Source organism: Vibrio makurazakiensis (genome assembly GCF_050337375.1).
Taxonomy (GTDB): domain Bacteria; phylum Pseudomonadota; class Gammaproteobacteria; order Enterobacterales; family Vibrionaceae; genus Vibrio; species Vibrio makurazakiensis.
In genome coordinates this window covers 1-11098 of the sequence record NZ_JAKJSW010000145.1, presented here as the reverse complement: position 1 = coordinate 11098, position 11098 = coordinate 1, and the positions used below count along the sequence as shown (strand labels likewise).

The following is an 11098-nucleotide window of genomic DNA, read 5'->3' as shown; positions in this document are numbered from 1 at the left end:
ATGTTACTCAGACATCATTATTGCGCTTAAGAAAGGCAAAGTAGTGGCGAGTGGTAAGGTTGAAGAAGTAATTGATGCTCAGGTGCTTAGTGAGATCTATGAAACGCCCTTTAATGTAATGGAAGTTGATGGAAAACGAATGTGTACTTATCACTAACTTAGCTCTTCATGGTGATACACATTGCTCTAGGAAGCCTTTGGGTGAATATCCAAAGGCTTTTTTGAAGGCGTTAGAGAAGTTAGAAGGGTGGTGGTAGCCAGCTTCATAGGCAGCTTCGGTAATCGTCATTGTGCCTCGTTCTATATGCTGTTTCGCGATTTCTAACCTTCGTTGGCGAATGTACCCTGCTGTCGTCATCCCTAGCTCTTGTTTGAAACGCCTTTGCAAATTTGAAACACTCATTATCAAATGGCTTGATAGTTTCTCTAGGCTAATCTCTTCTGACAAATGGGTTTCAATATAATGAATCGCTTGATCAATTTTGAGATCCTTATTTTGCTGTACTGGCGCAGTTTGGCTTTGAATACTTCCACTCTCTAGTTGCTCGCAGACAGCAAGGATCAGCTGTTGAATGGCGATTTCAGTTGATATGGATTGAATAAAAGACGGTTCCTTATCAGCAGTAATGAGCTGATTGGTCAGTGCTGCCATCTCATCGGTGAATGTTAAGTTTTGATAAGACTCTTTATTCTCTAAAAATGGTAGCTTTGTTGCTGATTCATGGTTTAAACGTGCCATCCATTGTGGGGAGATCATAATATTTAACTTTGATACGCTATTCCCAGCTTTTATTTTACGGTGAAAGCTTGTTGGTTTATCAAGGTTTACGATAACGGCTTGAGGGGAATTATCGGCATCCAGTGAAAAGTGTAAGTTGTTATAGCCGAACTCTAATTCCCCTTTAACTAGTAATGTAATGATCACAGAAGCTGGTGCGACGGATACAACTTCAGAATTGGATAGCTCGATGCCATTGCTTCCATGAATGGAGTAATTCTCTCCACATCGATACGAAACAAACTGACCAGATACAAGTGGCGACTCAATATTACGCATTTTTCCTACGATCAACTGCCTTTCAGACTCTTCTATTTTCCGAGTTAAGGCTACCTTCTTAACGCTCTTCCTTGAGTTAGAGATGACCTGATTTGCCATTTGAACTTTCCTAATAACTGTTATGCATTTTTGCATAAGTGGTTCTGCTATCTATTAATGACTTTGAAACTTACCATGTTTGCGAATTATTATCATTTGTATTTAGGAATCAATTCATGGAAATGGCGAATATAGCTCCCAAAAGAAAAACACTGATAGCTTTTGCAATTGGAGCTGCATTGAGCGGAACAGCGTATGCGGAAGAAGGCAATGCAGACGAAACACAATTTGAAGAAGTTGTCGTGTGGGGTACAAAGGTATCGAGTAACTCTGAATCTGTTTATGCAGAAGATATGTCGCTGAAACAAGCGGATCACATGTCTGACTTGCTTCGCGATATTCCGGGCGTGGATGTGGGTGGAACGCACTCCGTAAACCAGCGTATTAACATACGTGGCATGGGAGAAGCTGATCTGGATATTCGTTTAGACGGTGCTTCTCAACATGCCAATATGTTCCATCACATTGGTAACTTAACGCTAAACCCAGACATTATTAAGTCTGCCGATATTCAAGTGGGTAATAATTCTGTTACGCAGTCGGGTCTTGGCGGCGGCGTGTATTTTGAAACGAAAGATGCCAATGACTTATTGGCTTATGGTGAAACGTTTGGGGTCAGAGTCTTTGGTGGTGTCGCTTCGAACGATAGTGAACAAGGCTCTCTGACTGTTTACGGAAAATTAAGTGACAATGTTGATGCCTTGATTTATGGACATGGCGTGAGCCGAGATAACTTTGAAGATGGTGATGGCACGGAAACCTACGGTGCCGCAGGTGATGTATATAACGTGCTTGCTAAAATAGGGTTTGAACCATCAGACTTGCACCGATTCCAGCTAAGCGCAGATATTTATAGAGATAGTGGTGATTATAACCCACGTCCCGATATGTCAGGTTCGGCCAACAATGCGCTAACTAATGACGCTCTTGTACCCACTGAATATGATAGAGATACTTTCACAGCGATGTACCAGCTTCGTGGTGACACCCATACTGGTAAAGTAACCGTGTATTCGAGTACAACGGAGATTACACGTGACGAATCTGTTATTGCGAATTGGCGACCAACACGTTCATCAGAAAATAGCGCTGAAAACCAAAACCTAGGTGCTACAGCTAAGTTCCAAACACATCTAACGTTAGCTGGATTTGATAACACGTTTGTCTATGGAGCTGACTACATCGATCGTACAACCAGTAGTGAATATGGCACTACTGCATTTATGGAAGAGTCAACGACGTCAGCAGCGGTGTTTGTTGAAGATACATTACATCTGACGGACGATTTCTTCGTTACCGCAGGCTTACGCTTTGATGACTATCAGCGTGATGCTGTAACAAGTAATAAAAGCTTTAATGAAGTGACTTGGGCACTCGGTGCTGATTGGCAGTTTGTTGAAGACTGGGCAGTATTTGCAAACACGCGTTCATTATTTAAAGGCCCTGAATTACTTGAAACCTATATACGCTATCAGGATGTTGCGTATATGGATGACGATATCAAAGCTGAAACTGGTCAAAACAGCCAAATAGGGGTTCGATTTGATAAGCAAATTGACAGCCATTATCTAGGTGCGACATTTACGACCTTTAGAACAAGCATTGACGACTACATTACAGAAGCTTACCAAAGAACGTCTGATTCTTACCGAATTTACAACTTAGGTGATGTTGAAACCCAAGGCTTTGAATTAAGCGCAACATACGGGTATGAAATGTTCCACTCGAAAGTTTCGTATTCGCGTTCAGACAACGAAGACAAAACCAATGGTGGGCCAATCATCGCAGGTAACGGTAACAGCAGCGATATAGGTGACAGCATCGCAGTTACGCTTGATTATCAAGCAGAGTCTATTGATACCTTATTTGGTTGGACATCAATTGTCGTTCTTGAAGAGGATAACGTCGAAGAATCAGCGGATCCTAAAGAAGCTTACAACGTGCACAATCTGTACGCCCAGTGGATTCCATCAAACGTTGAAGACCTAAGCGTTACATTCGGAATCGACAATGTGTTTGATGAACTTTACGTATCTCACGCTTCAAGAAGTGGACTCGCTAAAACAGCTGTAACCGATGACTATGAGCCAGGACGTAACTATAAGCTGTCTTTAGCTTATCAGTTTTAATTGGAGCATAGGCTGTTGAACCATGACTAAGACATACCAATCAAGCGTTGAAATTGAGTCCGAACATGCGAGCAAATATCTTAGTGTTATGTGCCGACATTTTGGAAGAAAAGTTCCAGCAAAATGGGATGAAAGAGAAGGGAAGGTTGAGTTTCCGGTTGGCACGGCATCTTTCATCGTTAACGATAATAGCACTGCGTTGAAAATCATTTGTAATGCAGATAGTGAACAAAAGCTAGAGATTCAAAAATCAATAATCGCGGGACATGTAGAGCTATTTTCTCGACGAGAGGTAATAGAGTTAAATTGGTATGAGGGGTAAACTCTAAATTACACGTAATAAAAAAGCCACTGAATTCAGTGGCTTTTTAACGTCAACATAATAGGCAAAAGTTGACTCTAACTTGATTTCTAATCGATTTCTTTGTCTTTACCTAACGATAAAATCCAAATCGATACAGCTGCAACACCTGCGAATCCACCAAGAACGATAACTGGCATAGCGGTGTAACCTAGGATATGCCAAATGACATTTTCTAAAGTACTCATTTATTAGCTCCTTATTGCCAGCCTTCAACACCGTGCATGTCTGGTAGTTTATGTGCAATACCTTTGTGGCAATCTACACATGTTTTTTCACCAGAAGCGAGTGCTGTAGAGTGTTGTTTCGCACTGCGTGGACTCTGTTCAGAGAAATCCATGTAGTCAAACTGGTGACAGTTACGACACTCAAGTGAATCGTTCTTCTTAAAGCGTGACCACTCACGCTCCGCTAAGTGGGCTCGGCGCTCTTGGAACTTCTCTTCTGTACCTATGGTATCAAGAACGAAGTAAGCAAATAGCTCTTTAGAAGCCTGAACTTTACGAACAATTTTGTCTGTCCACTCATGAGGTACGTGACAGTCTGAACAGATTGCACGTACGCCAGAACGGTTAGAGTAGTGGATCGTTTCTTGGRTTTCAGCAACGATAGGTGCGTGACAACCAGAACAGAATTCTTCTGTGTTAGTTGCTTCCATACCTGTGTTGAATGCACCCCAGAACAAAAGACCACCTGAGAAACCCAGGAATAAAACAACACCAACGGCTGCTTTACTTGGCGTCGCCAGTCTTTTCCAAAACGCTTTTAATAATTTTATCATATATAGCCTCTCTTACAGTCCGGCTACGATTAACGCAGTGAGTCAACAGGTTTGAACTCATTCTCAACTAAAGGCTTAGCTTGAGCTTGAGGTACGTGACACTGTAGACAGAAGTAGCGACGAGGTGATACGTCAGCTAGTACTGCGTCTTCGCGGTTCATGTAGTGAGTTACACTGATCTTCGTTGCACCCATCTCTTTAGCGTTTTTCCAGCTGTGACAAGCAAGACATTTGTTCGCGTTTAGAGATACTTCATAGCTACGAATAGTATGAGGTACTAGAGGTGGCTGGTATACGTAATCACTTTCAAGAACTTGATCACGTGGGAACTTTTTAAAGTCGTCTGCAGCGCGAGTTGTTTCTAGTTCGCTAGCACCACGTAGAGATTCGACACCACCAATTCCACCAGGGTTATCGATTTCAGCTTGTGCTTGTACAGCACCGGCCATTAAAGCACCTACAGATAAAAGTGCGATGAGAAATTTTTTCATGTTTTAATCTCCGCCTTAAGGCAAAATTCTCTGGTTAGGCTGCAGTCATAATTGAAATGACTTACAGCCTGACATTGACCAACGTCTAAGCGACCTTAGTGATCTTAACTGGACATTTCTTGTAATCCGTCTGTTTAGACAGAGGATCCGTTGCATCCAGAATCAGTTTGTTGATCAGAATTCTTGCATCAAAGAATGGTACGAATACCAAGCCTTGTGGTGGACGGTTACGGCCACGAGTTTCAACACGTACGCGAACTTCACCACGTTTGTTTTCGATAAGAACTTCATCACCACGGCGTAGGCCACGAGCTTTAGCGTCTGCAGGGTGGATGTAACAAAGTGCATCCGGTACTGCTTTGTATAGCTCTGGTACACGACGAGTCATAGTACCTGTATGCCAGTGCTCAAGAACACGACCAGTACATAGCCACATATCGTATTCAGAATCTGGTGACTCAGGTGGAGCTTCGTATGGTGCGTTGATGATCAGTGCTTTGCCATCTGGCTTACCGTAGAAGTCCCAGCCCGAACCTTTCTTAGCGTATGGATCTGAACCTTCTTTAAAGCGCCATAGTGTTTCTTTACCGTCAACAACAGGCCAACGTAAACCACGTACTTTATGGTAAGTGTCGTAAGGTGCTAAATCGTGACCGTGGTCGCGACCGAATGCTGCGTACTCTTCGAAAAGACCTTTCTGAACGTAGAAACCTTGAGCTTGTGCATCGTCGTTAAGCTCTTGAGCTTCAGACAGTGGGAATGCATCAACGTTGCCGTTTTTGTAAAGCACGTCGTACATGGTTTTGCCACGTAGTTCTGGTGCTTTAGCTAGAAGCTCTTCGCCCCAAACTTCTTCAATGCTGAAGCGTTTAGAGAACTCCATGATTTGCCACAGGTCAGACTTAGCGTCACCTACAGTTTTAACTTGTTGGTACCATGCTTGAGTACGACGCTCTGCGTTACCGTAAGCACCTTCTTTCTCGATCCACATTGCTGTTGGAAGGATAAGGTCAGCGGCTTGCGCTGTTGCTGTTGGGTATGGGTCTGAACAAACAATGAAGTTATCTGGGTTACGGTAACCTGGCAGACGTTCAGTGTTGATGTTTGGACCAGCTTGCATGTTGTTGTTACACATAACCCAGTAAGCGTTGATTGTTCCGTCTTTTAATGCACGGTCTTGAGCAACAGCGTGTTTACCTGGTTTAGGTGGGATAGTGCCTTCTGGAAGTTTCCAGATGTCTTCTGCAATCTTACGGTGCTTAGGATTCGCAACAACCATATCTGCCGGAAGACGGTGTGAGAACGTACCAACTTCACGAGCTGTACCACACGCAGATGGTTGGCCAGTTAGTGAGAATGGGCTGTTACCTGGAGTAGAAATCTTACCTGTAAGCAGGTGGATGTTGTACACAAGGCTGTTCATCCAAACGCCACGAGTATGTTGGTTCATACCCATAGTCCAAAGTGACATTACTTTGATGTTTGGATCTGCGTATTGCTTAGCAAGAGTTAGAAGTTTCTCTTCAGAAACGCCTGACATTTCAGATGCTTTTTCTACCGTGTATTCAGAAACAGACTTTTTGTATTCCTCGAAAGAAATTGAAGTCATTTTACCTGAGTTAGGGTTAGCTGCAGCTTTCTGTAGCGGATCGTCATCACGAAGGCCGTAACCGATGTCTGTCGTTGCTTGCTTGAAGTTCGTGTGCTTATTAACGAAGTCCCAGTTTACAGCATCGTTTTGGATGATGTAGTTTGCAATAAAGTTTGCAATCGCAAGGTCAGATTGAGGTTCGAAAATGTAACCAGTGTCAGCAAGCTCAAATGAACGGTGGTAGTAAGTAGACAGTACGTTTACTTTAACGTGTGGGTGGCTTAGACGACGGTCTGTAATACGAGTCCATAGTACTGGGTGCATTTCTGCCATATTTGAACCCCACAGAACGAATGCGTCTGCGTGTTCGAAATCGTCGTAACAACCCATTGGCTCATCGATACCGAAAGTACGCATGAATGCGCCTACAGCAGAAGCCATACAGTGACGAGCGTTAGGGTCGATGTTGTTTGAACGGAAACCAGCTTTCATTAGCTTAACTGCTGCATAGCCTTCCATTACTGTCCACTGACCAGAACCGAACATACCAACACCTGTYGGACCGTTCTTCTTCAGAGATGCTTTCCATTTCTCAGCCATCACGTCAAACGCCATGTCCCATGAAACAGGTTGGAAATCACCATCTTTATGGAATTTTCCATCTTTCATACGAAGTAATGGCTGTTCAAGACGATCTTTGCCGTACATGATTTTTGAAAGGAAGTAACCTTTAATACAGTTAAGACCTTTGTTCACTGGTGCTTCAGGGTCACCTTGTGTTGCTACTACTTTACCGTTTTGAGTACCAACTAGTACTGAACAGCCTGTACCACAAAAACGACAAGGCGCTTTGTCCCAAGTGATTTTTGTTTGATCGGAGCTTGCAATCAGATTGGTTGCTGTTGCTGGCAGAGTTACACCTGCAACGGCTGCCGCTGATGCAGCTGCGTTTGCTTTCACAAACGCACGTCTTGTCATTTTCATACTTCACCCTCGATTTGAGAATTGTTACTTCCAGTGTCTGAATCTATATCGTCTAAACCAGTTTCGATTTGGTGATAAACCAAAGCTGTGCCTAGTACGTTCGGTAAATTGTTGATCTCTTCGATAGTATCTGTAACGAAACCTTGGTTTTCAGTTTCTAGTACTACGATGATTTTGCCTTCTGGGCTGTCACCATAAATCTCAGCGTTTTCAAATTTTTCAATTTTCGCTTTGGTTTCTGCTAGGTGCTCAGGGGCAACATGTACAACTAAACTTGAAATGTGCACTTCACTTAGTGACATATTTATTGCTCTCGTTATTTTTATTTATTGCTCACAAGAATTGCTGAAGTAGGGCATACCGAAACGCACGCCCCACAACCACTACATTCATCTAACTCAATCTTGGGTAAGGCAACACCACCAGCTCTAAGTTGAAACTGAATGGCCATTGGCTCACACATATCGCCGCAGCTGCGACATTCGACGTTTTTCTCTGCTAAACACTCACTGCTTATTGATGCTTTAGCAGGCCACGGCGTCGTTTGCATGTCTGCAAAAATAGGCTCAGGGCAAACTGCCGCACATTTATAGCAAAATGTGCACTCATCAATATTAAAGTCGACGGTAGGAAAACCGCCATCGCCAATGGTGATGATTTTTGTCTCACAGACATCAAGACACTTGCCGCAACGTGTACAATCGTCTGTAAACGCACTGAGTTTTTTAATCCACGGTAGTCGAATCTGACTTTCGTCGACTTTCCTACGGGAAAATAAACGTCTTCTGGTTAAGTCAACCACTTAAGCTCGCCCATTTTGTTTCAATACATTTACCAATATAGCGTACTCACATTTGATACGTGGCCTTATATACGTGAAAAGCGCAAGGTTGTTAACAAAATGTGATGCTAAGCTATTAATAAACATTAATTAATTTTCACACGTAGTGTAGATTTAGAAATATTTGTATAAATACCCCTTAAGGGCTAATGTTAGTCGAGATTGTTTTAGATCAATAAAATGTCCGGTAGTTGATCACATATTGAATAGGCAGATTAAACTTCTCCTCTTTTCCACCTAGTTTTCTCATCTCTATAAACGTAGGAATACCATTCTCATTATGAATCCAGTCTCTTCTGTGGCGAGTACCATTGCTAAGTCATTGGTGTTGATTCTACTTCTGTCCGTAGCCACAACTGGCTTTGCTATTTTTACACTTGCATCCAGTTTGAATGATGCTGAAGCCGTCAATGTCGCGGGATCAATGCGTATGCAAAGTTACCGCTTAGCACATGATATCCAAGTGAAATCTATGGATTATTCATCCCATATTCTTCAATTTGAAGCTTCGTTGTATTCACCATCAATGAAGAACCTGCAGGATTGGGATGTACCTTCAGATATCACTCAAGACTATTATCGAATTATTGGTAGGTGGCATGAGCTAAAAACGGTGCTGCAAAGCGAACAGCGAGATTACTATTTGATCATTGTTGCGAATTTCGTATCGGAAATTGATGGCTTTGTATTCAAGCTCCAGCAGTTCTCTGAGCAAAAATTAATAAAGTTAGCTTGGGTTGGAGGCTTAGGCCTTGGTGGCATTCTTGTCATATCCTTATTTGTTGTTCATTTTGTACGTAAACAAGTTGTTACGCCGCTTCATGCGTTAGTTGGAGCTAGTCAGCAAATTAAAAATCATGACTTTGATGTTCAGCTAGAAGTAACCAGTAGTAACGAGATGGGTATCCTTACTAAAACCTTTAATTCAATGGCACAAGATTTAGGTGTTTTGTATCGGAATTTAGAGCAAGCGGTTAACGAAAAAACCCATAAACTTCAAAAGGCTAACCAGTCGCTGCAGGTGCTATACGATTCGTCGCAAGAGCTTACTGCAGCGCGGATTAACCAAGATAATTTTAGAGCCATTCTTCAATACTTAGTTCGTCTGGAAGGGATTGATTCAGTTCGCCTGGAAATTGAAGACGTTGGCGGAAGAGCTTTGATTTTTGATGAAGGCTTGGATGTGACAGAATATGAACAGAAATATGAATTGAAACTTGATGATACTCATTTGGGCTATCTATATTGTACACATAATCTCCAAACGGAAGATCATGCGTTAATTGCGAACTTTATCCAGATATTGTCGAGAGCGATATATTATAATCATGCTCAAAAGAAAGCGGAGCAGCTGATACTGATGGAAGAGCGAGCCACTATCGCTCGTGAACTTCATGATTCACTCGCACAGTCGCTTTCTTATCTAAAAATACAGTTAACGCTGCTTAAGCGCGTAATCGGTAAGCTGCCAGAGCATCAACGTGTTCAGCAGGCAGATAGCATCGCATCCGAAATAAATGATGGTTTGTCGGGGGCTTATACCCAGCTTCGAGAACTATTAACAACGTTCAGGCTAACAATCAAAGAAGGAAGCTTTGGTGAGGCACTGAGCGACATGCTAGAACAACTAAATGAGCGTACGGACGCGAAAATAATTCTAATAAATAACTTATCGTCAATTGAGTTAGATGCTCACAGACAGGTGCATCTCTTACAGTTAATTCGTGAAGCAACAATGAATGCCATTAAGCATGCAAATGCTAGTGTTATTGATGTGTGTTGTCTTGATGAAGAAGGGGATGTACTCGTTGAAATAAAAGATAATGGGGATGGTTTTGAACCAAGTGATTCAAAATTAAACCACTATGGCATGAGTATCATGCAAGAACGTGCGGCAAGGCTTAATGGTGACCTAACAATTGAAGCGGCTAAAGGTAGCGGTTGCAAAGTGATTTTAAAGTATAAAAGTTTAAAGGAAATCTAAGTTTGACGATATGTAAAGTAATGTTGGTGGATGACCACCCGTTAATGCGTCGCGGTATCAGCCAGTTATTGAGTTTTGAAGATGAATTCGATGTAATTGCTGAAGCAAGTAATGGTACTGAAGCTGTTGCATTAGCACATGAAGACGATCCAGATCTGATCTTGCTTGATCTGAACATGAAAGGTATGTCTGGCCTAGATACTCTGAAAGCGTTACGTACTGATGGTTCGAACGCAAACATCGTTATCCTAACGGTTTCTGATAGCCCAGCAGATATCGAGGCTATCGTTAAAGCGGGAGCTGATGGTTACTTGTTGAAAGACAGTGAACCAGATGAGTTGATTGATCTGCTGAAAAAAGCGMACAGTGGTGAGAAAGCATACAGCAGTGTTGTCGCTAAATATTTAGTGGATAACAAAGATCGTGAAGACATCTTTGAACAGCTTACCGAGCGTGAAATGCAAATTTTACAAGAGGTTGCTAAAGGCTACCGTAACAAGCAGATTGCTGACCACCTGTTTATCTCAGAGTCTACTGTTAAAGTGCATATGAAGAGCCTACTTAAGAAGCTTCAAGTGCCTTCACGTACAGCAGCTACCGTTTTATATTTAGAACGTTACGGTGATCTGAAGTAGCAAACTGTAAGCAGTAAACCCAGCTAGTAAGATAGCTGAGTATGAGTACGCAAGCCGCTATACACATTGAGAATATAAAAGGCATGTTGATTAACGTCAGCATGCCTTTTTTATATGTTAACAGTTCGTGATAGTGAGTTTTTTG

General features: G+C 42.3%; 11 protein-coding genes and 1 pseudogene. 5 read left to right on the top strand and 7 right to left on the bottom strand.

The window, feature by feature from the left end; all coding sequences use genetic code 11:
* A pseudogene (locus tag L4C33_RS15270) lies at nucleotides 1-157 on the top strand (siderophore ABC transporter ATP-binding protein); the annotation flags it as partial.
* A gap of 9 nt (nucleotides 158-166) precedes the next feature.
* Here L4C33_RS15270 and L4C33_RS15265 read toward each other — a convergent pair.
* The gene (locus tag L4C33_RS15265; protein WP_428813277.1) at nucleotides 167-1156 is read right to left on the bottom strand and encodes a helix-turn-helix domain-containing protein; all 990 of its coding nucleotides are present in this window, start codon (nucleotides 1154-1156) and stop codon (nucleotides 167-169) included.
* Between the two features lie 116 nt (nucleotides 1157-1272).
* On the opposite strand from L4C33_RS15265, the gene L4C33_RS15260 reads away from it, so the two are divergent.
* Both L4C33_RS15260 and L4C33_RS15255 read left to right on the top strand, forming a co-directional pair.
* Nucleotides 1273-3285: a TonB-dependent siderophore receptor gene (locus L4C33_RS15260; protein ID WP_428813276.1), complete on the top strand. Its 2013-nt coding sequence runs from the start codon at nucleotides 1273-1275 to the stop codon at nucleotides 3283-3285.
* Between the two features lie 22 nt (nucleotides 3286-3307).
* Complete coding sequence (locus L4C33_RS15255; protein WP_428813275.1) at nucleotides 3308-3607, top strand: DUF2218 domain-containing protein; 300 nt, start codon at nucleotides 3308-3310, stop codon at nucleotides 3605-3607.
* Between the two features lie 89 nt (nucleotides 3608-3696).
* Here L4C33_RS15255 and L4C33_RS15250 read toward each other — a convergent pair whose 3' ends face one another.
* The 6 genes from L4C33_RS15250 to napF all read right to left on the bottom strand — a co-directional run bounded on the left by L4C33_RS15250 (nucleotide 3697) and on the right by napF (nucleotide 8295).
* Nucleotides 3697-3834 carry a TIGR02808 family protein gene (locus L4C33_RS15250; protein ID WP_428813274.1) on the bottom strand — a complete coding sequence of 46 codons (138 nt, stop codon included), beginning with the start codon at nucleotides 3832-3834 and terminating at the stop codon, nucleotides 3697-3699.
* An 11-nt stretch (nucleotides 3835-3845) separates the two neighbouring features.
* Nucleotides 3846-4427 (bottom strand): NapC/NirT family cytochrome c, encoded by a 582-nt coding sequence (locus L4C33_RS15245; RefSeq protein ID WP_428813273.1) that lies wholly within the window; start codon nucleotides 4425-4427, stop codon nucleotides 3846-3848.
* Between the two features lie 29 nt (nucleotides 4428-4456).
* On the bottom strand, nucleotides 4457-4918 hold the full coding sequence (locus tag L4C33_RS15240) for a nitrate reductase cytochrome c-type subunit (RefSeq protein WP_428813272.1): 462 nt from the start codon (nucleotides 4916-4918) through the stop codon (nucleotides 4457-4459).
* 85 nt (nucleotides 4919-5003) lie between these two features.
* The gene (napA, locus tag L4C33_RS15235; RefSeq protein ID WP_428813271.1) at nucleotides 5004-7493 is read right to left on the bottom strand and encodes a periplasmic nitrate reductase subunit alpha; all 2490 of its coding nucleotides are present in this window, start codon (nucleotides 7491-7493) and stop codon (nucleotides 5004-5006) included.
* A complete protein-coding gene (locus L4C33_RS15230; protein ID WP_428813270.1) occupies nucleotides 7490-7795 on the bottom strand; it encodes a chaperone NapD in 306 nt (101 codons plus the stop codon). Before L4C33_RS15230 ends, napA begins: the two co-directional genes overlap by 4 nt.
* A gap of 20 nt (nucleotides 7796-7815) precedes the next feature.
* Nucleotides 7816-8295, bottom strand: coding sequence for a ferredoxin-type protein NapF (gene napF / locus L4C33_RS15225; RefSeq protein ID WP_428813269.1), 480 nt, complete (start codon nucleotides 8293-8295; stop codon nucleotides 7816-7818).
* A 319-nt stretch (nucleotides 8296-8614) separates the two neighbouring features.
* On the opposite strand from napF, the gene narQ reads away from it, so the two are divergent.
* Together narQ and L4C33_RS15215 are read left to right on the top strand one after the other, a co-directional pair.
* Nucleotides 8615-10318 carry a nitrate/nitrite two-component system sensor histidine kinase NarQ gene (narQ, locus tag L4C33_RS15220; RefSeq protein WP_428813268.1) on the top strand — a complete coding sequence of 568 codons (1704 nt, stop codon included), beginning with the start codon at nucleotides 8615-8617 and terminating at the stop codon, nucleotides 10316-10318.
* Nucleotides 10319-10320: 2 nt separating this feature from the next.
* Entirely contained in the window at nucleotides 10321-10953 is a 633-nt protein-coding gene (locus tag L4C33_RS15215; protein WP_428813267.1) for a response regulator, read from the top strand.
* Nucleotides 10954-11098 lie beyond the last annotated feature (145 nt).

Excerpts from the sequence above, each read along its gene's own strand:
- L4C33_RS15255 (WP_428813275.1), top strand. The coding sequence starts at position 3,308 with ATGACTAAGACATACCAATCAAGCGTTGAAATTGAGTCCGAACATGCG.
- narQ (WP_428813268.1), top strand. The coding sequence starts at position 8,615 with ATGAATCCAGTCTCTTCTGTGGCGAGTACCATTGCTAAGTCATTGGTG.
- L4C33_RS15260 (WP_428813276.1), top strand. The coding sequence starts at position 1,273 with ATGGAAATGGCGAATATAGCTCCCAAAAGAAAAACACTGATAGCTTTT.
- L4C33_RS15230 (WP_428813270.1), bottom strand. The coding sequence starts at position 7,795 with ATGTCACTAAGTGAAGTGCACATTTCAAGTTTAGTTGTACATGTTGCC.
- L4C33_RS15240 (WP_428813272.1), bottom strand. The coding sequence starts at position 4,918 with ATGAAAAAATTTCTCATCGCACTTTTATCTGTAGGTGCTTTAATGGCC.
- L4C33_RS15265 (WP_428813277.1), bottom strand. The coding sequence starts at position 1,156 with ATGGCAAATCAGGTCATCTCTAACTCAAGGAAGAGCGTTAAGAAGGTA.
- L4C33_RS15250 (WP_428813274.1), bottom strand. The coding sequence starts at position 3,834 with ATGAGTACTTTAGAAAATGTCATTTGGCATATCCTAGGTTACACCGCT.